The sequence below is a fragment of the Pseudomonas sp. KBN10P06128 genome (genome assembly GCF_037574945.1).
GTDB lineage: Bacteria > Pseudomonadota > Gammaproteobacteria > Pseudomonadales > Pseudomonadaceae > Pseudomonas > Pseudomonas aeruginosa.
This window is the reverse complement of record NZ_JBBELR010000001.1, coordinates 2,201,787-2,224,102: the sequence shown is the minus strand read 5'-3', so window position 1 is coordinate 2,224,102 and position 22,316 is coordinate 2,201,787. Positions and strand designations below refer to the sequence as shown.

General features: G+C 65.0%; 18 protein-coding genes and 1 pseudogene. All 19 read right to left on the bottom strand.

Going from position 1 to position 22,316, the window contains the following annotated elements; genetic code table 11:
* Window positions 1-47 precede the first annotated feature (47 nt).
* On the bottom strand, window positions 48-434 hold the full coding sequence (locus VQ065_RS10615; RefSeq protein WP_003086436.1) for a flagellar protein FlaG: 387 nt from the start codon (window positions 432-434) through the stop codon (window positions 48-50).
* Between the two features lie 79 nt (window positions 435-513).
* Window positions 514-1,677, bottom strand: coding sequence for a flagellin (locus VQ065_RS10610; RefSeq protein WP_003086434.1), 1,164 nt, complete (start codon window positions 1,675-1,677; stop codon window positions 514-516).
* A gap of 226 nt (window positions 1,678-1,903) precedes the next feature.
* Window positions 1,904-5,410, bottom strand: a pseudogene (locus VQ065_RS10605) (glycosyltransferase).
* A 120-nt stretch (window positions 5,411-5,530) separates the two neighbouring features.
* Complete coding sequence (locus tag VQ065_RS10600) at window positions 5,531-6,697, bottom strand: FkbM family methyltransferase (protein WP_077565757.1); 1,167 nt, start codon at window positions 6,695-6,697, stop codon at window positions 5,531-5,533.
* Window positions 6,694-7,308: an acetyltransferase gene (locus VQ065_RS10595; protein ID WP_003086429.1), complete on the bottom strand. Its 615-nt coding sequence runs from the start codon at window positions 7,306-7,308 to the stop codon at window positions 6,694-6,696. The genes VQ065_RS10600 and VQ065_RS10595 overlap by 4 nt, the downstream gene beginning before the upstream one ends.
* On the bottom strand, window positions 7,305-8,435 hold the full coding sequence (locus VQ065_RS10590) for an aromatic ring-hydroxylating oxygenase subunit alpha (protein ID WP_003086426.1): 1,131 nt from the start codon (window positions 8,433-8,435) through the stop codon (window positions 7,305-7,307). Before VQ065_RS10590 ends, VQ065_RS10595 begins: the two co-directional genes overlap by 4 nt.
* A 17-nt stretch (window positions 8,436-8,452) precedes the next feature.
* Window positions 8,453-9,085, bottom strand: a complete 633-nt coding sequence (locus VQ065_RS10585) for an acetyltransferase (protein WP_003086423.1) — start codon at window positions 9,083-9,085, stop codon at window positions 8,453-8,455.
* Window positions 9,086-9,095: 10 nt separating this feature from the next.
* Window positions 9,096-9,863, bottom strand: coding sequence for an SDR family NAD(P)-dependent oxidoreductase (locus VQ065_RS10580; protein WP_003086422.1), 768 nt, complete (start codon window positions 9,861-9,863; stop codon window positions 9,096-9,098).
* A 25-nt stretch (window positions 9,864-9,888) separates the two neighbouring features.
* Window positions 9,889-10,929, bottom strand: coding sequence for a ketoacyl-ACP synthase III (locus VQ065_RS10575; protein WP_003086420.1), 1,041 nt, complete (start codon window positions 10,927-10,929; stop codon window positions 9,889-9,891).
* Between the two features lie 2 nt (window positions 10,930-10,931).
* Window positions 10,932-11,156 carry an acyl carrier protein gene (locus VQ065_RS10570; protein ID WP_003086419.1) on the bottom strand — a complete coding sequence of 75 codons (225 nt, stop codon included), beginning with the start codon at window positions 11,154-11,156 and terminating at the stop codon, window positions 10,932-10,934.
* 54 nt (window positions 11,157-11,210) lie between these two features.
* On the bottom strand, window positions 11,211-12,347 hold the full coding sequence (locus VQ065_RS10565; protein ID WP_003086416.1) for a DegT/DnrJ/EryC1/StrS family aminotransferase: 1,137 nt from the start codon (window positions 12,345-12,347) through the stop codon (window positions 11,211-11,213).
* A 288-nt stretch (window positions 12,348-12,635) separates the two neighbouring features.
* The gene (flgL, locus tag VQ065_RS10560) at window positions 12,636-13,937 is read right to left on the bottom strand and encodes a flagellar hook-associated protein FlgL (protein WP_003086414.1); all 1,302 of its coding nucleotides are present in this window, start codon (window positions 13,935-13,937) and stop codon (window positions 12,636-12,638) included.
* Between the two features lie 38 nt (window positions 13,938-13,975).
* Window positions 13,976-16,024: a flagellar hook-associated protein FlgK gene (flgK, locus tag VQ065_RS10555; protein ID WP_003086411.1), complete on the bottom strand. Its 2,049-nt coding sequence runs from the start codon at window positions 16,022-16,024 to the stop codon at window positions 13,976-13,978.
* An 18-nt stretch (window positions 16,025-16,042) separates the two neighbouring features.
* Entirely contained in the window at window positions 16,043-17,245 is a 1,203-nt protein-coding gene (gene flgJ, locus VQ065_RS10550) for a flagellar assembly peptidoglycan hydrolase FlgJ (RefSeq protein WP_003086409.1), read from the bottom strand.
* A 10-nt stretch (window positions 17,246-17,255) separates the two neighbouring features.
* Window positions 17,256-18,365, bottom strand: coding sequence for a flagellar basal body P-ring protein FlgI (locus VQ065_RS10545; RefSeq protein ID WP_003082169.1), 1,110 nt, complete (start codon window positions 18,363-18,365; stop codon window positions 17,256-17,258).
* 11 nt (window positions 18,366-18,376) lie between these two features.
* Window positions 18,377-19,072: a flagellar basal body L-ring protein FlgH gene (gene flgH, locus VQ065_RS10540; protein WP_003086407.1), complete on the bottom strand. Its 696-nt coding sequence runs from the start codon at window positions 19,070-19,072 to the stop codon at window positions 18,377-18,379.
* A 45-nt stretch (window positions 19,073-19,117) separates the two neighbouring features.
* Entirely contained in the window at window positions 19,118-19,903 is a 786-nt protein-coding gene (gene flgG, locus VQ065_RS10535; protein ID WP_003082164.1) for a flagellar basal-body rod protein FlgG, read from the bottom strand.
* Window positions 19,904-19,949: 46 nt separating this feature from the next.
* On the bottom strand, window positions 19,950-20,699 hold the full coding sequence (gene flgF, locus VQ065_RS10530; RefSeq protein WP_003082159.1) for a flagellar basal-body rod protein FlgF: 750 nt from the start codon (window positions 20,697-20,699) through the stop codon (window positions 19,950-19,952).
* Window positions 20,700-20,915: 216 nt separating this feature from the next.
* Window positions 20,916-22,304, bottom strand: a complete 1,389-nt coding sequence (gene flgE, locus VQ065_RS10525; protein ID WP_003086405.1) for a flagellar hook protein FlgE — start codon at window positions 22,302-22,304, stop codon at window positions 20,916-20,918.
* Between the last annotated feature and the right edge of the window lie 12 nt (window positions 22,305-22,316).

The window sequence follows — 22,316 nt, the reverse complement described above, 5'->3', positions numbered from 1 at the left end:
TTGTCCTTCCAATTCCAACAGACAGTCAAAAGACGTGCCAATTCCGCTCAGGCTTCCGCCTTGAACAGCAGGCTGCGCGCTTCGTCCAGTCGCTCTGCCAGGCGCAGGGCCTCTTCGGAAGGGATTTGCCGGATGACTTCTCCGGAAGTCGAATCGGTCACCTTGACCACTACCCGCCCCGTGGAGTCGTCCAGGCTGAAACTCAGATCACGGCGGATGCTCTGGGTGAACTTCTCGATGGAGGAAACCGCCTCCTCGACCGCAGCGCGTTGCTCCTTGTCGCCCATCCTGACGTCGCCCGTCCGTTGCGCGCTTGCGCTGGCGGCCGCCTCGCCGGCCTGGCCGGCCGGGCGTGCGCCATCGGAAGAAGACGCCGAGCCGAACAGCCGGATTACCGGAGCAGCCGTCGAATTGTTGACATTGCTGACGTCCATCGTCGCTACCTCTCAATGAGATACGAGGGGAAGCGCGCCAGCGCTCCCCCTCGTGACTTCACCTTGACCTCGCCGAAGCTTAGCGCAGCAGGCTCAGAACCGACTGCGGCAGCTGGTTGGCCTGGGCCAGGATCGCGGTGCCGGCTTGTTGCAGCACTTGGTTCTTGGTCAGGTTGGCGGTTTCGGCTGCGAAGTCGGTGTCTTCGATCCGGCCGCGAGCAGCCGATACGTTCTCACCGATGTTCTTCAGGTTGTTGATGGTGTTGTCGAAGCGGTTCTGCACCGCACCGAGGTCGGCACGCTGGGCGTCGATCTGCTTGATCGCCTCGTCGATCACCAGCACGGCGGACTGAGCGCCCTTCGCGGTGGAGATGTCGATCTTGGCGACGGTGTCGTTAGCCTCGGTGAACGTCGTGGTGCCTGCCGCGGTGCCTGCGCCGGTGCTGCCGGTGTCGGTGATGGCTACGCCGGAAACCGCACTGGTAGTACCATCCGCACTAGCCTTGGACACGTAGCTGATCTGCGCGCCGTCGGTGAAGGCACCGATGCCGACGTTGGCGTCGTTGACCGCAGCGGCGATCTTGGCAGCCGCCTGCTCGGCGGTTTCGTTGCCCTTCATGTCGACCTTGACGTTCACGGCGCTGCCGCCAGTGATGCCGATCGCGATGTCGACGGTGCCCGAAGCGGTTGCAGCAGTGACCGCACCGCCGCCAGTAGCCGTGAAGTAGGTGCCGTTCAGCGACTCTGCGCTCATCTCGTCGATGCCGACGCTGATGATTTCGTTGGCGGCCGAACCCACCTGGAAGCTGGCGACGCCGAAGGAACCGTCGAGCAGCTTGCGGCCACCGAAGGTGGTGGTGTTGCTGATACGATCCAGTTCTTTCTGCAGTTGCTTCACTTCGCCATTCAGAGCGGTACGCTCGGAGTCGCTGTTGGAGCCGTTGGCCGACTGCAGGGACAGGTCACGCATACGCTGCAGGATGTTGGTCGACTGCTGCAGGGCGCCTTCAGCGGTCTGCGCCAGGGAGATACCATCGTTGGCGTTCTTGGTAGCCACGTTCAGGCCGTTGACCTGGCTGGTCAGACGGTTGGCGATCTGCAGGCCGGCGGCGTCGTCCTTGGCGCTGTTGATGCGCGAACCGGTGGACAGACGCTGCAGCGAAGTGTTCAGCGACGCGGAAGAGTTGTTCAGGTTCCGCTGAGTGTTCAGCGAAGCGATGTTGGTGTTGACGGTCAAGGCCATCTTGATGCCCTCCAAGGACGATATGTTTGCCTGAGCTTGCGACCTCGGGTGGGCATCGCCCAGGCACCCCTAAAGTTCGCATTCGTGATCTTTATCGGCGCTTCCCTGGGGAGCTTTAGGTTTTTTTTTGACCATCCTCGTTTTTCATGCATCGTCCCCGTCGGAGGGGTTCGCGCAAGGCCTCCCAAGCGCTGCGGACAGCGCGACGGAAAGCCCCGCCGGCCGCTCAGTCCGGCATCCAGGCACGATACCAGGCGCGCAAACGCTCGCCGTCGAGCATCCAATCCGCCAGCACCCGTTCGCGCAGGTGATCCCCTGCCCTGGCCGCGGCATCCAGGTCGCGGGTATGCATGCGGATCGCGTCCACCCAGTCGCGGAAACGGTTCTTCACCCGCGTCACCGGCAGATCGTCCTGGTAGCAGCGCACGTCGCTGCAGACCACCGGGAAACCGCAGGCGCCGTATTCCAGCAGGCGCAGATTGCTCTTGCACTCGTTGAACAGGTTCTGCTCCACCGGCGCCAGCGCCAGGTCGAGATCGAGAGCCGCCAATGCCCGCGGATAGCGTTCGATAGGCACCCCCGCATGCACTTCCCTGACGAAGGGACGGATGGACGGCGGGCACATGCCGAAGAACACCCAGTCGACTTCGTCGGCCAGTTCCCGGACCACATCGGCGATCAGTTCCAGATCGCCGGTATGGCTCGAGCCGCCCGCCCAACCGACACGTGGCCGCTCGCCGCGCCGCCGCTGCGCCCGCAGCCCCTGCCACCACCCCACCGGCAGGCGGTTCTCGATCACCCGGATATCCGGGTGGAGACCGGCGAAGGCCTCTGCCAGGGCCGGCGTCGACACCACGAAGCGGTCGACGTAACCCAGCCCGCGACGCAACGTGCGCAGGATGTCCTTCGGCAGGTGCTGGCGATGGGCGCTCTTGAGGGGCACGTTGGGCAGATAGTCGTCCAGCTCGTAGACCTTGAAGGCTCACGAGAACGCCTGCATCCGCCGCATGGCCTCGAGACGCTCCTCGCCGACCTGGCGCTGCAGCACCAGTACGTCCGGGGCGTAGCGCTCCAGATCGGCCACGTGCATCAGGCCGATCGACAGCGCGCCATCGATGGATGCCGACTCGCGCAACGCGCTGAACGGCTGGATCACCCGGTAATGGCCGCAGCCGAACAGGTCGGCGGGGTGCGCCAGGACAGTGGGCAAGGGCCGCCACCCCTGCAACGGGCGCCAGGCCAGCTGCGGGTCGGCCAGCTTGAAACCGCCTTCGGCCTGCAACGAAAAGCCCGGGTTATAGGCGGGATCGCGTGCCAACAACGGTAGCCAGCGCGCGTACAGCGCATCTTCTTCCTCGACGCTCGCCGCCGTCGTGGCAGGCGCATCGAGCAACAGCCGCGCACGCGGCGTCCATACGTTCAGGTAGCCCGCCTGGACCGCCCGCAGGCAGATGTCGACATCGTCCCAGCGCGTCAGCGCCTCGTCGAAACCGCCCAATTCGAGGAACAACTCGCGGCGCATCAACAGGCATTCGCCAGCCACCGCCGAGTAGTTCTGGTCCACCTGCAGGCGCTGCAGGTAACCGGCGTCCTCGTGCGAACGCCCTTCGAAGGCCCGCCCGGCCGGTCCGCACAAACCGAGCAGCCAGCCGGCGTGGCAGACCCGTCCGTCCGCCGCCAGGAGCTTGGCGCCTACCGCGCCGACTTCCGGACGCTGGCCATGGTTGAGTAACTGCTGCAGCCAATCCTTGTCGAGGATGCCGCTGCCGGCATCGAGCCAGAGCAGGAATTCGCCGCGCGCCCGGGACGCCGCCAGGTTGCGCAGAGCCCCACGGGACAACTGCCCATCGCCTCGCAGCACCCGCACCTGCTCGACACCCATGCCTTCGACGGCGAGCAGCCATTCGCGAACGTCGGCCGCTTCGCCACCCTGTTCCAGCAGAAGGATCTCGTAGTTGGGATAGGCGGTATTCTCCAGCACGGTTTCTACGCAACGCTGGAGCTGCGCCAGGCGCTCCCCGGCCAGCACCAGGATGCTGACCGGCGGTTGCCCGGCGTGGCCGTAGTCCAGCTCGTAGCGCCCCGGCAGCCGGCTTCCGACTGTCGCCTGCGCGTAGCCACGGGCACGCAGGTGGCCTTCGATCGCCGCACGCTCGGCGGTGCTGTCCTGCAGGCGCAGCGCTGGGCCAGACAGCAGTGGCTCGCTGATGTGTCCGATACAGCCCAGGCCCCGCTGCTCGACGAGACGCAACTGGTAGGCCAGCTCGAAAGCCTCGCCGGCGGTCTCGTCGAATCCGCCCGTGGCAAGCAGCGGCTCGCGGCGGAACAACCAGTGCCGGGACAGGCCGGCGGGGAAACTGAGCAGAAGGTCGAGATTCAGGTCCGGGCGCAACGCCGCGCCCAGCTCGCCGTCATCCAGGCGCATGAGTTCGTCGGCATACACCGCCTGGCAGCTCTCCGGTGCCGCCAGCAGGTCCAGCGCCGCCACCAGCAGGCCGCTGACAGTGAATTCGACGCCCGCTTCGACCAGGAGCAACCAGTCGGTATCAAGCCGGGCAAGCGCCTGGTTGATCGTCGGCACCGGCCCCACCTCTGGATCGAAGAGCATCGCTCCGTTCCGCGGACTCGTGCCCAGCGGCGCGAACAGGTGGCTCTCGACACGTGGATACGAATTGACGTGCTCCAGGCTCTGCAGGGTACGCTCCACGGCCTCGGTATCGCCGTGGGCATCGAGCACCAGCACCGCGAAGCGCGGCCCACCACCCTGCTCCTGCAGGAATCGATCGATCAGCACCTTCTGCACCGCATCCGGCCGCCGCGCCTCCAGCCAGGTCGACAGCGTGACGCTACCGAAGCCCGCCGCCCGCCTCAGCGCGGCGAGCAGGTTGACCGGCTTGAAGACACGGGCGTCCAGGCGGGTGATCGGTGCCACCCGGACGAAGCGGTTGTCGCCGGCCTGGCGATACCAACCCAGTTCGCGGATAGCCAGGCGGAAGTCGGCATGGCCCTGCTCGCCGATACCGGGCTGGTCGCGCCCGATCTGGCTGAACTGCTGGCGGGAGACGCGGAAACGGGTCAGCGGCCGCGACAGGAACGCCAGGTCGCCACGCTGTAGCAACTGCGCACACATGGCCAGGTCGCCGATCCAGTCGATGGCCCGGCCGTTGAGCATCATCAGGCGCTCGCAGATCTGCAGCAGCGCATCGCGCCGGGCCATCAGGCAACTGGGTTCGCCGATGAAGTTGATGGTGTGGTCGGCGAGGAACGAGACCAGCTCGCGACCGTCGATCAGGACGTCGCCGGCGAACGGGAAGCAGGTCGCCAGGATGTCCGGCAGCGGCTGCCCTTCCTCGTCGATACGCAACCGCCGCGACGAGGCCAGGACCACGTTCGGCTCGCGCTCCATCGCTCCCACCAACGCCTCGACGCACTCGGGAAGCAACACGTCGTCGTCGTGGAGAAACTTGACGTACTCGCCCTCCGCCAGGCGGATGCCTTTCGCCGTGCTACCCAGCTCGCCGAGGCGCGTCTCGTTGCGGAAGTAGCGGATCGGGAATGCCGCGGAGGCGCGCTTCTGCTCGACCAGCGTGGCGATCCGCTCGTCGCTGCTGTCGTCGCAGATGATCAGCTCCAGGGCCGGATAGGTCTGCCCGAGCACGCTGTCGAGGGCGTCCTCGAAGTACTCCAGCTTGTAGGTCGGCATGACGATGCTGACACGAACGTTCGCGCTCATTGAGCCATTCCTGAGTAATTGGTGCAGCGCATGGTGATCGGAAGGGCCGGGCCATGGCCCTTCGTGTCGCCGCTCCCGGTCTCGACTCCCCGCGGCGGAGCATCTGCTCCGACGAGCGCGTCAGCGCCCTTCACGAAGAGCATCCGGCCAGTCGACATAGAGGATCGTGTCGTAGAAATACAGCGAGTAATGGCGCAGGCGCAGCCGGGCTCCCGCAGCGATCCCGTCGATCGCGGCGACGATGTCCAGCAGGTCCTGCACATGGTGGTAACAGGTGATGGCCATGCGCGGCCGGCACTCGTCGATCAGCCGCGCGGCCCCCCGCAGAACCCGTGCCTCATGGCCTTCCACATCCATTTTCAGCAAGGTCATGACATCGAGGACATCGTCGAGCCGCACGCACGGCACCTGCACGGTGCCGTCTATCTCGACCCTGCTTCCCATGGTGCCGTGGGCTGCGAATGCGAGATGGCCGCCGGTATCGGACACCGCCTGGTTATGCAGATGGAGACCGACACTTCCAGCAAGCGACGCATGCATGAGCCGGTAATTCGCCGGATCAGGCTCGAAGGCATGGATCGAAGCATATTCATGACGAGCCGCCAGCATGAACTTCTTCACCGTATCGCCATCGTAGGCACCGATATCCACGTAATGCTCGTCGCTTCGCAAGACGATCGGATGCTCGGGGCCCCGATACAGGGAAAAGTATTCCTGCTCTCCCGGACACAACACGTCCAGCAACGCAGCGCGGTTGCCGTCCAAACGCAGGCGCATGATGGCTTCCAGGGTCTTCCGGCTTCGCTCGTCGGCCAGGCGCTCGCGCAGCGAGACGAACTCGGCGTGATGCTGCATCGCCAATTCGCGAGTCAGCGCGCCGGTCTGGTAGACCAAAGGAATATCCAGCAGGTAGAGAAGCTCGGGCAGATCGAGGGTGATGCATTGCGCAGTCTTCGCCAGGTGATCCAGCGTCAGCCAGGTAGGCAGCGAATAGGCACAATTCACCGCGGGTTTCCCTGCGTGGCATGGTTCCTTCAACTGGGCGGTAGGAATCACCTGGTCGAAACCATCGGGAACGCTATTGCTGGCGAAAAGCACATCGTCCACAGCAATCAGGCGAACCCCAGGCAGACGCTGCGACAAACCGGCAACCACCTGTGAGCGGAACACCCCTCCAAGATAGGAACTAGGCACCAGCACCAATAGATATCCGCTCCGTTCGCATCGCGAAAGGAAGTCCGCCTGCGTCATATCGTTTCCCGCCATCATCGACAGCTCCCCGCTCATAGGATGCGTGCCCCATCGGGCATGAGTTCATCGTAAAAGGAGTAATTGGGTAGTTCCCGGGGAAGCCTGCCCGGCAACAACCATTCGCAGTGTCGCCCCACCCGGGTGTCGGCGAGCGCGACGCTGCCCGCACCCAGCGTGCTGCCCTGGCCGATCTCCACTCGCCGTCCCAACTGCACGCCAGCGAGCAGCGTGCTACAGGTTCCGACCCGGCAGTCCTCCTCCACCAGGACCTGCAGCTCCAGCCAACTGCCAGTGCCGATGCGGGCAGGACCGGCGAGCACGCAACCGGCGCCGACGAACACGTTGCCCAGCAGTCGCACGCCTTCGCCGACGATGGCCTGAGGCGAGACGATATCGAATAGCCGGTAGCCCGCCAGGCGGATATCCGCGATGAGCTTGTGGCGGGCGTAGTTCACCGCCCGCTCGTCCAGCGCCACGAATACTTCGCTTTCCGCAGCGGGGTAGCGTTCGAGCAGAGGCGCAATATCGAAGTTGTGTCGATCCGCAGCATTCAGCTCCAGGACCCGGTGTTCCAGTCCCCGTTCCCGCGCAGTACTGTCCGCCCGTTCGAGCGCGCGCCCTTCCCCGACGATGATCGCCTGCTTCATGCCCTCTCCCCCAGTACCTGCGCGCGATACCACAGGTGCTGGCGCACCAGCTGCACCTCGTAGTCGCCGTGCATGAACGGCGGCGAATGTGCGCCCAGCCCCTCCTGGAGGCGTTCCAGGACCAGGGTGTCCTCGCCGATCACGTTACGCTCGCCGCGAATCAGGGTGCTCAGCAAAGCGCTGAAATCGGTCTTCGGATCCTTGCGCCGAGCAGTCATCATCCACAGGTGGTAGTCGGTCTCGCCGGGTGCCACCGGATCGTACTGCTGGAGCAGGAAGTGCTCGCCACGGACGCTGCAGAAGTTCACGTTCGGGTAGATGAACCAGTTGTAGTAGGCGTGCTCGTCGCCGTAGCCCTCACAGAGGTCGGAGAACCAGCTCTTGTAGGGCTGGATCGGCGCCTTGGTGGGGAAGCTCAGCGAACGCAGCTCCGGCGTTTCGCCTTCCTGCAGCAGGCGCAGCACCTCGGATGGCACCGCAGCCTCGCGTGCCAGACCGCGCACCGGGGCGGTCATCACCGGGAGGAAGGTCTTCGGATGGACGAAAGGAACATGGTTGTAGTCCTTCACGTTCTCCATGTTCAGCTTCCAGTTGTAGCGCACCTTGTGGCAGCTGTAGATCAGCCGCGTATCCAGGTGCGAGGAGACCTCCCGCAAGGTTTCCAGGAATCCATCGTCGAACTGCTCGCGCAGCGGCAGCGGGTCGTCCGCCAGGTTGACGAACAGCAGTTGCTCCACCTCTTCCAGGTGCAGCTTGCGCAAGCCGATCCGCGCCCGCTCCTCGGCGCTGAACTGGTACAGACTGGAGTTCGGAATGCCCTGTAGCTGCCCCTCGGCGCCGAACGACCAGGCATGGTACGGGCAGACCAGCGGTCGCTGGCCGGTGCATTCGGTCTGGATGGCCGACAGACGATGCGGACACTGGTTGAGAAAGGCCCGGATGCCGGACTCGGTACGCTGCACCACGACCGGCACGCCGGCGATCTTGCGGGTGAAGAACTGATTGCGCTCGCGCACCATCGAACTGAAGCCGACGAAGATCCAGAGCCTGCCGAACAGCCTTTCGCGCTCCAGCGCGAGCGTCTGCGGCTCGGTGTAGTGCGCTGCGTCCAGCGCATGGCGAGTCATGTCCACATCCACAACCTTCACTTGCTGAAAATAACCCGGGCCGGATTGCCGACCACGGTCTGTCCGGCCGCCACGTCCTTGAACACCACCGCGCCCATGCCCACCACGGCGTCTTCGCCGATACTGACGTCGCGGGCGATCATCGCCCCGGAGTTGATCACCGCACGATCGCCCACCTTCACGTAGCCGGCCAGCAGGCAGCGCGGGCCGATGTGTACATAGTCGCCGATGACCACGTCGTGGCCGAGCATGGTTTGCTGGTCGATGAAACCGTAGGCGCCGATACGGCAGTCCACGCCGCTGCTCACGTCGTAGCCGAAGAAGGTCGGGCCGTAACTGGTCCGCACGCCAAGGGTGCAGCGGGTGCGGATAGCGACGAACTCGGCGCCCTTCGCCAGCAGGCATGCGACCTGCTTCTGGCGACTGAGCGGATCGCCGACCGCGGCGACGAACAGTTGGTCAGGCTCCGCGACGAAGCTCTCCGGATACCCGAGCCACGGGTAGTAGAGCGACTCCGCGACCGCGTCGGGGCCGCGCTCGTCGAGAAACCCGCCGATCACCCAGTCGATGCCGTGACCGTAGTCGACCTGCAGCTGGGCCAGCACCTGACGCCCCAACCCACCGGCGCCGAGGATGATGATCCTCTTCATTGCATCGTCCTCAACTGATGGTCAGGCCGCCGTCCATCACCAGGGTCGTGCCGGTCACCCAGCGGCTGGCATCGGAAAGCATGAAGATAGCGGCGTTGGCGATATCCTCGGGCTTGCCGAAGCCCATCGGGTGGTTGCTGCGTTGACCGTCCATCGAACCGACCGTCTGGGTGGCTGCATCCAGAAGCGGTGTTTCCACCAGTGATGGAGACAGGCAGTTAACCCGGATGTTGCGCTTCACCACTTCCATGGCCAGGCAGCGGGACATGGCGATCAGAGCGGCCTTGGTTCCCGAGTATGCCCCCACTCCGGCAACCCCGATGTGGGCGGCGATGGAAGCGATGAACAGGATCGAACCGCCGGGCGCTACCAGGTTGCGTTTGAGCAACGCCTGGGTAAGCAGCATCGGCGAGTCGACATTGATCGACTGGACTTCATGCAAGTGCGCTTCGGTCATCATCCGCACTGGACACAGACGGGAAATACCGGCGCTATGCACCAGTCCATGGATTTCGCTGTCGACAGCCGCTACCACCGCAGCGCGCTCCTCGGCTACCCGAAGATCGGCCTGGACAGCACGGTGCGGCAGCTCCGAGATCGACTGCAAGGTTGTCAGGCATCCATCCAGGCGGGTCTGGTCACGTCCGGTAACGATCAGCTCGGCGCCCATCCGCGCGCAGCTCTGCGCGATGGCCAGGCCCAGGCCGGAGCTGGCGCCGGTGACCAGGATGCGCCTGCCCGACAGGCTGAAGGGATTGAAGGAAGTCTCGTCGTTCACTTGGCTGATTCCGCGTTCAAGGCTCTCAGGATTCGATCAGGTCGGGGAACTTCGCCCCTTCGATATCCACCAGGCAGGTCCCCCAGGACAGGCCGATACCGAAGCCGCAGAGCAACACGCGATTGCGGCCGGCCTCGAGTTCCCGGTTGATCCGCGCGGTCATGGTCACCGGCAGGGAGGCGCCGCTGGTGTTGCCGAAGTCGCGCAGGGTCGAAGGCACCTTCTCTACCGGCAGGCCGAGCTTCTTGCGGATGGTCTCGTTGATCATCCGGTTGGCCTGGTGGAAAACGAAGTAGTCCACTTCGTCCTTGCTCGCACCGGCATAGTCGAGCAGCTTTTCCACCGCCGGCGGTACGCGCTGGGTGGAGAAGCTGAGCACGGCGGTGCCGTCGAGCTGCAGGTCGATGGCACGGTGCCAATGGTCGTTCTCGTCCTCGCGGAACGGCATCAGGTGCTGCACGCCGACCGGTTCGCGATGGCCGCCCACCGGCAGGATGATGGCCTTGTAGCCGCTGCCGTCGCTGTTCAGGTCGAAATGCATCGGCGGCGCGCCTTCGCAGAACTCCAGCGCCGTCGCGGTGCCCGCGTCGGAGAAGATCGGATCGTTGACACTGGCGCCGCGGTCGCCGACCAGCACAAGACCCTTCTTCACCCCGCCGGCGGCAATCAGCGAACCCAGCAGGTTGAGGGCGAACGGATAGGCCGAGCAACCCAGGTTGACGTCGAAGGCCACGGTGGAATGCGGCAGCCCCAGGCGGTCCTGGAGGATGATCGCGGTAGCCGGCGCTAGGTAGTCGGGAGACTGGGTCACGACGATCAGCGCATCGACCTCCTCGCGCTTCCACTCCAGGCTTTCCAGCAGGCGCTCGGCGGCGTCGAAGGCCAGGTCGGAGAAGCACTGCCACTCCTGCGCCATGCGCCGCGTCTCGATGCCGATGTTGCGCACCAGGCGTTCGCGCTCGGCGCGCAACTGCGGCTTGCAGTCGGTCAGGTTGGAGATAACGCGCTTGGGGACGCAGGTCGCCATCCCGGCGAAACGGACGTTCTTCAGCGTGGAGGTGGCCATGGTCAGAGTCCGAGCATCTGGTAGAGGTCGCCCACCGTGCGAGCCTTGATCAGGTCTTCGCCGGTGATGGTCTTGCCGTATTCCATGTCGAACATGACGATGACCCCGAGCGCGGCCAGCGAGTCCCATTCCGGCAGGTCTTCGAGCTGGGTGTCCATGCTGACCTCGACGGGATTCTGGAAATCGGTGGCGGAAAGGAAGTCTTCGATGAATTTTGCTTGGCTCATTTCTTGTCTACCTGAGTGAGGCGGTTGTTCATTCTGTTATCGGTCGCGACGGGCTCAACTTGATGCCCGCCGCCGCGGCATGGCGGCGGAAGCGATCAGGCCGGCGACGAACTCGACGTCTGCGGCGGCCAGCCCGGGATAGATCGGCAGGCACAGCACCCGCGAGGAAATCGACCGCGCCACCGGAAGATTGGCGGGCGCCGCCGAGGGCAGCGAATGGTACATGGGGAAGTCGCTGATGAGTGGGTAGAAGTAGCGCCGCACCAGCACATCCCTGTCGCGCAGGCGCTGGTACAGCTCGTCGCGCGAAAGCGGAAAATCGTCTTCCACCAGGATCGGGAAATAGGCGTTGTTGGCGAAGGTCTGGGTACCAGGCCGGAGGCACTGGATGCCAGGGACGCCGGCCAGCAGGCGCCGATAGCGCTCGGCGATCTCCCTGCGCTGCTCCAGGGCCTGGTCGACGTGCTTGAGTTGCAGCAGCCCGAAGGCAGCGCCGACCTCGTTGAGCTTGCCGTTGATGCCGGGCATGACCACCGTGACCTCGTCGACGAAGCCGAAATTCTTAAGGTGGTTGAGGCGTTGCCGGGTGTTTTCGTCCGAGCAGATGATCGCACCGCCCTCGAAGGTGTTGAACACCTTGGTGGCATGGAAGCTGAGGATGCTCAGGTCGCCGTGGCGCAGTACGCTGCCGCCGGCGTCGCGCACGGCGAAGGCATGCGCGGCATCGTAGATGACCTTCAGGTGGTGGATATCGGCGATCCGCTGGATCGCCTCGACATCGCAGGGGTTGCCGTAGCAATGCACCGGCAGGATCGCGGTGGTCTGCGGGGTGATCGCCGCCTCGATCCGCGACGGGTCGAGATTCATGGAGTCCTGGTCGATGTCCACGAAGATCGGCTTGAGCCCGTTCCACAGCAGCGCGTGGCTGGTGGCGACGAAGGAGTACGGCGTGGTGATCACCTCGCCGGTCACCCGCAATGCCTGCAGCGCGGTGATGAGCGCCAGGGTGGCGTTGGCGAAGAGCACGATGTGCTTCACCCCCAGGTACTCGCACAGGGCCTCTTCCAACGCATGGTGCATGTCGCCCCCGTTGGTCAGGAAACGGCTCTCCCAGATCTTTTCCAGGTAGGGGATGAACTCTTCCAGGGGCGGCAGCAGCGGGCTGGTGACCGGGATCGTCTTGTTGTTCATGTAGGGCCCTGATGAATGGATACTCAGGCGAGTAAAGGGCGAAAAACCCGAGCACGCCACTCTATGCAAGGCCCGTACCCAAAGAGCCTGATGCAGGTCAAAGCCCCTGGTCGCGCGGCCCCTGGCTGTTCCACAGGCGCTGCGGCGCGAATCGGCAGTCAAACTTCTGACAAATTCTCCCGTGTTTCCGTAGACCTTGCGGAACATACCCTCCAGCGACACAGGTACAGTCCCTGCGAACGAAAAGGCCCATGACGGAGTCATGGGCCCTGTTCCACAGAGGGACTGTCACTTCAGGTAGTTGAACAGGCTCAACCCCTGGATCTTCACGTAGCTCTGCTGCGCGGCATCCATGATGGTGGACTGCAACGACAGCCGCGACAACGCCTCGGCGTAGTCCAGGTCCTGGATCTGCGACATCACCGACGCATTCACCAGCTTCACATCGTCGATGAAGGTCTCGGTGCTTTCCACGGTATTCAGGCGCGCGCCGATCTTGCCCTGGCCGCCATCCACGGCGGCAGCCACGGCGGAGAGGTTGGTCAGGGCCACCGCCGTCGCATCGCGGATGGCGTCGTTGCCGGCCTGGTTGTCGGTGGAGCTTTCCAGGGCCTTGCGCAGGTCCGACACCACGTTCAGCAGGCTGCGCTTCTCGCTGCCCGGCTTGTAGTTGACGTTGAACTCGTCGCCCGCCTTCGGCGTGCCGTCGATCGTCACGCTGACACCGGCGTAGAGCACCTTGTCGATGGTCTTCGGGTCGTCGTCGATGGCGCCCTTGGACAATTGCCAGGCCGGCGGCGAATTCGGATCGTAGGTGGTCCAGTCATAGCCCGGAGGCAGGCTCTTCGGATCGTAGACCACGTACTCCTTGTCGCTGACGAAGTGGATGTTGAAGCCGTCGGTTGCCGCAGGCGGATTGCTCGCCGGGAACTGGCTGTCGAAGGCCAGCTCGTCCTCGACCAGGCCGACCGAGATGCGACCGTCGCCGGTATTGCCAGCCGCCGCCTTGGTATCGAGACGAGCGGCATTGACGATGTCCTCGAACAGCACCTTGCCGCTGTCGCTGACCGGAATCCGCGTGCTGCTGGCGATCTGCACCTCGCGCTGGCTCTCGTCGCCCATGTAGCTGTAGGTGCCGTCCTCGTTGCGCACGAACGGCTGCACCGAGCCCTGGGACCCGGAAAACAGGTATTTGCCACTCGCGTCGCGGCTGTTGAGCAGGTTCAGCAACTCGTCCTCGCGCTGGCGCAACTCGCTGGCCAGCGACTTCTTGTCGTTGGAGTCCAGTGCGCCGTCGCCGGCCTGGCCGGCGATCTCGCGGATGCGCTGGAGGACGTTGCCGACAGAACGGAGGATGGTTTCCTCCTGGCTCAGGCTGTTCTTCGCCTCGGTCATGCCGGTCTTGTACTGCTCGTTCAACCCCTGTTCCTGGTCCAGGCGCAACAGGCGTACCGAACCGACCGGGTCGTCCGCCGGGGTCAGGATGCGCTTGCCGGTGCTGATCTGCTCGAAGGTACGGTTCAGGTCCGCGTAGTTGCGGGAAATCCCGTTGACCGAGTTGTTGAAGGCCTGGATGGTGGAAATGCGCATGGTGGCGGTCTCGCTGGCTTAGGCCCCGTCGAGAGAACTCAACGGAACGCTCCAATCAGGGTATCGAACAGAGTGCGGGCAACTTGAATCACCTGGGCCGAGGCACCGTAGTACTGCTGGAACTGGATCAGGTTGGCCGCCTCTTCGTCGAGGCTCACCCCGGACAACGAATCGCGGCTGTCCTGGGCCTGCTTCAGCACCGTGGCGCTGGCCTCGCTGCTGGCACGCACCTGGGCGGTCAGGGTGCCGACCCGCTCGACCAGGCCACCATAGGCCTCGTTGTAGGTGGAACCGGTGTTGTCGGTGCCGCCGACGGTCGGCTTGGTCTGCAGGGCCAGCAGGTTGAGAGCGTTGCGGTTGTCGGAAATGCCCTTGTCGTTGAAGCCCAGCTTGAAGCTGTCGGAGTTCTGCGGTACGCCGCTGAGCTCGAATTCGTAGCTGTATTTCTGCCCGCTCGGGTCGGTGAACGCCATGCGCACGGTATTGGTATTGCCGCTGGTCAGCGTCGGGCTGCCGGTCAGGGCGTTACCGTCCTTGTCGACGTAGCTCCAGCCGGCCGGCAACGGCGAGGACAGGGTATAGGTCTTGCCGTCGGCGCTGAGCGTCGCGCCCAGGCTGATCCCGTTGGGCCCGAACGCGCCCTGTAGCACCGCCGGGTCCACCGGCGACGGACCGCTGGTGAGGGTCGGCGCGCCGATCTTGCCGGTGCCGCGGTTTTCGGTGGTCGATTCGGTACGCGCGGTACCGGCGAACGCCAGTTGCGAGGCATTCTTCAGCGTCGCCTCGATATCCGCCGCGCCACGCCGGGTCGGCTGCAGGGTGAAGCGGTCGCCGGCAGCCGGGAGCTGGTCGAGGGTCAGGTTGAAGCCCTGGTCGATGCCGTTGGCATCCTTGAACGAGAGGGTGTAGGGACCGGTACCGCTGACCGTGACCTGCATGCTTGCGTCGTCGCCCAGGCGCCGCGCGGTGAAATTGGTGCCGTCGAAGTCCAGGCGGAAATCGCTGGAATTCAGCTTGCTGGTATCGGTGATGTTCAGGTTGGCGTGGACATTGCCGGTGTTGCCGTTCTTCGCCAGGACCCGCAGCGCGGTGATGTCCGGATCGTTGATGTCGCCGAACAGGTTGGCGCCGGCCTTGCCGGCCAGGTCGAGGCCCTGCCCCAACTGCTTGTTGATGGTATCGGCGAGGGTGATCGCCAACTGCCCGAGCTTGTTGTAGCTGCTGTCCAGGGCGCTGTTGCGGTAGGCCAGCAAGCCACCCATCTCGCCGCCGGACACCAGGCCGGTGACGTTCTGTATGGAGTTGCCGTTGCTCAGTTGCACCTGGTAGCGGGTCGGGTCATCCAGCCCGGGCACCACGCTCAGGGTCGACACGGTATTGCCCACCACCAGCGGCTGGCCGCTACCGATGAACAGGCTGACGCTGTTGTCGTCCTGGGTGACCGCGGTCACCCCGATCATCTCGGACAACTTGCGCACGGCTTCGTCGCGCGCATCCATCAGGTCGTTGGGCACCGCGCCCGCCGACTTGGCCTTGGCGATGGCATCGTTGTAGCTGGCCACGCTCTGTGACAGATGGTTGACCTGCGAAGCCAGCGCGCCCAGTTGCTGGTTGATCAGGCTGTTCTGCTTGTCCAACTGGTCATAGAGGGTATTGAAGGTCTTGCCCAGCCCCTCGGCCTGGGCAAGCACTGCCTCGCGCGCTTCGGTCGAGGAGGGATTGTTGGCGGCGGCCTGCAGTGCGGCGAAGAAGCGCTGCATGGCCGGGCTGACGCCGGTGGTGGTGTTGGACAACAGGCCGTCGAGCTGCTCGATCTGGCTACGGAATGCGCTCAACTCGCTGTTCTGGCTGGTGGCGTTGCGCAACTGGCCGGTGAGGAAGTCACTGGCCAGGCGGCGCACGTCGACGATCTGGCTGCCCGAGCCCATGTAGCCGGCACCGCTGAACTGCGGGACCTGGGTCTGCTGGATGGCATCCTGGCGGCTGTAGCCCGGCGTCTTGACGTTGGTGATGTTGTGCCCGGTGATGGTCAGCCAGGTCTGGCTGGTGCCGAGGCCGGACAGGCCTATCGAGAGTAGGTCGGACATGGGTCAGTTCCTCCTTGCTCAACCCAGAGGCGGCGTGCCGGCGGCGGCGACGGCCTGGTAGGTCTGCATCTGTCTGGCGATCTGCGCCACCTTGCGGGCGTACTGCGGATCGGTGGCGTAGCCGGCGCGCTGCAGTTCCTGCATGAAGCGCTCGGGGTTGGCGGCGCTGTCCAGGGCGTTCTGGTAGCGGTCGTTGCCCTGGAGGAAGCTGACGTAGTCGTGGAAGCTCTGCTCGAACGACGAGTAGGAGCGGAACGCCGCGACCTCCTTGACCGCCTTGCCGCCTTCGTATTCGGTGGTGAGGGCGCGCGCCGAGGCACCATCCCAGCGGCTGCCGGTCTTGATGCCGAACAGGTTGTGGCTGCTGCCGCCATCCTGCTGGCGGATGATCGATTTACCCCAGCCGGTCTCCAGCGCGGCCTGGGCCACCAGGTAGCGGGCATCGACGCCGATCCGCTCGGCGGCCTTCTGGGCCATCGGCAGCATGGTGGCGATGAATTCGTCGGCGGAGGCGAACATCGACTTGCCCCTGGCCAGCGGCGGCTGGGCGATGCGCCGGCTGCCCTGGCTGTCGACGCCATCGGTGGAGAAACCGCGGCGGCTCGCCGCCGGGTAGCTCTGCGCCGGCAGGTAGCTGTCCTGGCCCAGGCTCTGCATCTGGCTGGCGGCCGGCGAGGCGGAGGGAACGATGCCGGCGAGCATGCGCTCGGCCAGCTTGCCCGGCAGCGCCAGGCGCCGCTGGTTGAGCAGCTTCGAGTCGTCGCGGCCGGCTTCCGGCATCGGCAGGGCCTTGCCGGCCTGCGCGCTGGGGTTGCTCGGCCAGCGACCGGCGCCGTTCTCGGCGACCCGGGCGAACGGGTTCTCGCCGTTGCCCCTGGAGCCTTGCTTCATCTTCGACAACTGGCGCACCAGCACGTCGGCCAGGCCGATGCCGCCGGCATTCTTCGACAGGCTCACCGACAGTTGCTGGTCGTACATGTCCTGGTACTGCTTGGTGGTCTGGCTGTTCATGAAATTGCCGTCGCCCAGCGCTTCGTTGGCCGAACGCATGGACTTGAGCATCTCGTTGAGGAACAGCGATTCGAATTCCTGGGCGACCTTGCGGATGTTCGCCTCGCCGTCGCGGTCCTTGCCGACCTTGAGCTGGTTGAGGCGGTTGAGATCGGTATAGGAGCCGCTGTCGGGGCCTACGCCGATACCGCTGAGCAAACGGGAATCCATGGCGTCGTCCTCAGATCACGATCAGGTCGGCCTGCAACGCGCCGGCCTGCTTCAGGGCTTCGAGGATCGCCATCAGGTCGCTCGGCGCGGCGCCGACCTGGTTCACCGCGCGAACGATGTCGTCCAGGGTGGTGCCGGGACCGAACTTGAACATCGGCTTGGTCTCCTCCTCGGCGTTCACCCGCGAGCGTGGCACCACGGCGGTCTGGCCGTTGGAGAAGGCACCGGGCTGGCTGACGATCGGGTCTTCGGTGATGCTCACGGTCAGGCTGCCGTGGGTGACGGCGGCCGGCGATACCTTGACGTTCTGGCCGATGACGATGGTGCCGGTGCGCGAATTGATGATGACCTTGGCCACCGCCTCGCCCGGCTGCACGTCGAGGTTCTCCAGGATCGACAGGTAGTCGACCCGCTGGTTCGGGTCGAGCGGCGCGCTGACCCGCACCGAGCCGCCGTCCACCGCATGGGCGACGCCCGGACCGAGCAGTTCGTTGATGCGGTCGACGATGCGCTTGGCAGTGGTGAAGTCCGGGCGGTTGAGGTTCAGCGTCAGGCTGTTGCCCTGGTCGAAGCCGCTCGGCACCGCGCGCTCGACGGTGGCGCCGGCCGGGATACGTCCGGCGGACGGTACGTTGACGGTGATCTTCGAGCCGTCGCGGCCTTCGGCGTCGAAGCCGCCGACCACCAGGTTGCCCTGGGCGACCGCGTAGACCTGGCCGTCGATACCTTTCAGCGGAGTCATCAGCAGGCTGCCGCCGCGCAGGCTCTTGGCGTTGCCGATGGACGACACGGTGACGTCGATCGGCTGGCCCGGCTTGGCGAACGGCGGCAGGTCGGCATGCACCGATACCGCGGCGACGTTCTTCAACTGCACGTTGCCGACGTTGGCCGGCACCTTGATGCCGAACTGCGCCAGCATGTTGTTGAAGGTCTGCAGGGTGAACGGCGTCTGCGTGGTCTGGTCGCCGCTGCCGCTCAGGCCGACCACCAGGCCATAGCCGATCAACTGGTTGGTCCGCACGCCCTGGATGCTGGCGATATCCTTCAACCGCTCGGCCTGGGCCGCGCCGGCGGCCAGGAGCAGCGCGGCGAGGGCCAGCAGGTGTTTGAACTTGGTCATCGCGAGCGTCCTCAGAACGGCCACAGCGGGCTGAGGAAGAAGCGGTCCAGCCAGCCCGGCTGACTGGCATCGGCGAAGGCGCCGGTGCCGGAATAGGTGATCCGGGCGTCGGCCACGCGGGTCGAGGACACGGTGTTGTCGGTGGCGATATCGTCGGCGCGGACCAGGCCGGCGATGCGCACCAGCTCGTTGCCGGTGTTCAGGGTCATCCACTTCTCGCCGCGCACGGAGAGGATGCCGTTGGGCAGCACCTCGGCCACGGTCACGGTGATCGAGCCGGTCAGGCTGTTGCTCTGCCCCGCCTGGCTGTCGCCCTTGGCGTCGCGCGAGCCGCCGTATTCGGCGCTGAGGCTGAGGTCGCCGCCGCCGATCGGGTTGTTGGTGGTCATGCCGCTACCGAACAGCGAGGTCAGCCCCATCTTGGTCTTGCTGTCCTTCTGGATATCGGAGTTGGCTTTCTTGCTCGCCTGGGTCTTCTCGTTGAGGGTGATGGTAATGATGTCGCCCACGCGGAAGGCCTTGCGGTCGTCGTAGAGATTCTGCTCGAAGCCGGCCTGGTAGATCGCGCCGTTGTTCTGCGCGGCGGGCAGCGGGGTGCGCGGCAGCACCGGCGCGTAGTACGGATCGTTCGGCTTCGGCGGTGGGCTGACGCAACCGCCCAGGGCGGTGGCGATGCCAAGCAGGGAGACGATCATCAGCCGGTTCATATCAAGCTACCTCGCGGCGTACAGCCAGGGCCCGGTCAGGGCCCGTCAAAGATTCTGGGTGACGAAGGACAACATCTGGTCGGCGGTGGAGATGACCTTGGAGTTCATCTCGTAGGCGCGCTGGGTGGTGATCATGTTCACCAGTTCCTCGACCACGTTGACGTTGGAGTTTTCCAGGGTGTTCTGGGCAACCGTGCCGAGGCCGTTGAGACCCGGCGTGCCGACCTGCGGCGCGCCGCTGGAGCCGGTTTCCAGGAACAGGTTGTTGCCGATGGCCTGCAGGCCGGCCGGGTTGATGAAGTCGGCGGTCTGGATGTTGCCGATCACCTGCGGCTGGGCGTTGCCGGTGGTGGTCACCGAGACGGTGCCGTCCTGGCCGACGGTGAAGGTCTGGGTCTCGTTGGGCACCACGATCGCCGGCTCCAGGGCGAAGCCGTTGGAGGTGACGATCTGCCCGTCGGAGTTCAGGTGGAAGCTGCCGTCGCGGGTGTAGGACACGGTGCCGTCCGGCAGCAGGACCTGGAAGAAGCCGCGCCCGTTGACCGCCATGTCCAGCGGCTGCTCGGTGGTCTGCAGGCTGCCCGGGGTGAAGATCTTCTGGGTGCCGACGACGCGCACACCGGTACCCAGTTGCAGGCCCGAAGGCAGCTCGCTGTCCTGGGTCGACTGGCCGCCCGGCTGGCGCCGGATCTGGTACAGCAGGTCCTGGAACTCCGCGCGGTCGCGCTTGAAGCCGGTGGTGGATACGTTGGCCAGGTTGTTGGAAATGGTGGTCAGGTTCATGTCCTGGGCGGACAGACCGGTCTTGCTGACCCACAGTGCCGATAACATCGTCGTGCTCCTCGGGTGCCGGTTTTATGGCACCACGCTCAAGTGATTAGCTGATTTGCAAAACCCGCGCCATGGCCGCCGAATCGTCCTCGGCGGTGCGCATCATCTTCACGTGCAGCTCGAATTGACGGGACAGCGAGAGGATCGCGGTCATCTCTTCCACCGCGTTCACGTTGCTGCTTTCCAGGAAACCGGAGACCACCTTCACGTTGGCGTCGGCCAGCGGCGCCTGCTCGCCCGGCTGCGGCTTGTAGTGCAGCAGGCCGTCGGTACCCTTCTCCATCTGCTTCAGGTTCGGGTTGACCAGCTTGATCCGGTCCACCACGGCGACCACGTTGGGGTTCTCGCCAAGGGCGCGGATGCTGATGGTGCCGTCCTGGCCGATCTCCACCTTTTCCTCCGGCGGCACGGCGATCGGTCCGCCGTTGCCGAGCACCGGCAAACCGTCGCCGGTGCGCAGCATGCCGAGGGCGTCGATGTGCATGCCGGCGGTACGCACGTAGGCCTCGCTGCCATCCGGCGCCTGGACCGCGACGAAGCCGTCGCCGTCGATGGCGATGTCCAGCTCGTTGCCGGTTTCCTGGAGGCTGCCATGGCTGAAATCGGTACCGGGCCGCTCGCTCATGGCGAATACCCGCGCCGGGAAGCTGTCGCCGAACACCTGCATCGAACGCGCCTGCTCGAAGTCGCGACGAAAGCCGCTGGTCGAGATGTTCGCCAGGTTGTTGGCATGAGCACGCATCGCCAGGGTGTTCTGGCTGGCCCCGCTCATGGAGACGTACAGCATCTTGTCCATCGAATCCTCCAGGCACCGGCACAATCCGCCGGGCTTTCTTGCAGGTTATCCAGCAAGCGCCGTGCCAGAATTCGAAAAAAAATTAAGTTATTGATTTAAATGGATTTTACAAAAAAGAAAGCCTCCTTTCGGAGGCTTCGGGGGCAACCCCTGGCCAGGGGTTGCCGCTGGCGGCAAGGGCCTTGCCGGCGCCCGGACGGCACCGGCTCGCCGTCATCAGCGCAGGTTGATGATGGTCTGGGTCACCGCATCCTCGGTCTGGATGGTCTTGGCATTGGCCTGGTAGTTGCGCTGGTGGACGATGAGGTTCACCAGTTCGTTGGAGATGTCCACGTTGGACGCTTCCAGCGCGCCGGATTGCAGCGCCCCCAGGGTGCCCGAGCGCGGCGCGCCGACCGCCGGCTCGCCGGACTCCGCGGACTGCACCCAGGAGGTCTTGCCGATCGGCGTCAGACCCTGGATGTTGGCGAAGTTGGCCAGCACCACCTGGCCCTGCACCTTGGACTGGCCATTGGTGTAGCGGGCGAAGATCACCCCGGTGTCGTCGATTTCCAGGCCTGCCAGCTGACCGGTGGTGTAGCCGTCCTGGATCGGGTTGCTCTGGGCGAACGCGGTGGAGTACTGGGTGGTCTTGCGCATGTCGAAGGAGATGCCGCTGGCGGCACCGGTCGCGCCGTTCCAGGCGTAGGTCGGCGGGGTCTTGCCGTCCGAGGCCGCCGGAATCCAGCCGGTGCCGGGAGTCGGCGGATTGCCGGTGGCCGGACTGAACTGGATCACGTTGGTGGTCGCGTCGATGCTGAAGCCCGGCCCGCTGGTGCTGCCGTCCGGCGCCCGAACCGAGGTCATCTGGCCGCTGGCGTCGAAGGTGACGTTGAAGCTCATCGGCGTCTTGTTCGACGGATCGAGCGGATTGACGCCGTCGATCAGCACTTTCATGGTCCAGCTGTTCTCCGGAATCGGCGGGGTCGCATTCGGGTCCGGCTCGTTCTTGATGAAGAACTGGCTCATGGTGTGGGAGTTGCCCTGGCTGTCATAGATGCCCAGCGAAGAGGACGAGTTGTAGGTAGCGGCGTCGGACGGATCGAACGGCGTCACGGTCGGCGGCTTCAGCGTCGAGTTGAGGTTGTACGACTGCTGGATGCTCGAGGTGGCCTGCGGCGCCTGGTTGGCGCGCTCGACCTTGAGGTCGGTGACCACGCCGTTCTGCAACTGGCCGTTCGGCCCGACGGCATAGCCCTGCAGGCGGTAGCCGTTGTTGTCGACGATGAAATCCTGCTTGTCGGTATTGAAGTAGCCGGCGCGGGTGTAGCTGATCGCCCCGTTGTTGCTGGTGACGAAGAAGCCGTTGCCGTTGATGGCCAGGTCCAGCACGCTGTTGGTCGAGTCGATGTTGCCCTGCTTGAACATCTGCGAGACGTCCGAGAGCAGCACGCCGCTGCCCTGCGGGTTGCTGCCCGAACCCAGCACCGAGGCGGCGTAGACGTCGGCGAACTCCGCGCGGGATTGCTTGAAGCCTACGGTGCCGGCGTTGGCGATGTTGTTGCCGGTGACGTTCAGGCCGCTGGAGGCCGCCTGGATGCCGCTCAGGCCGATGTTGAAACTCATGGATAGCTCCTT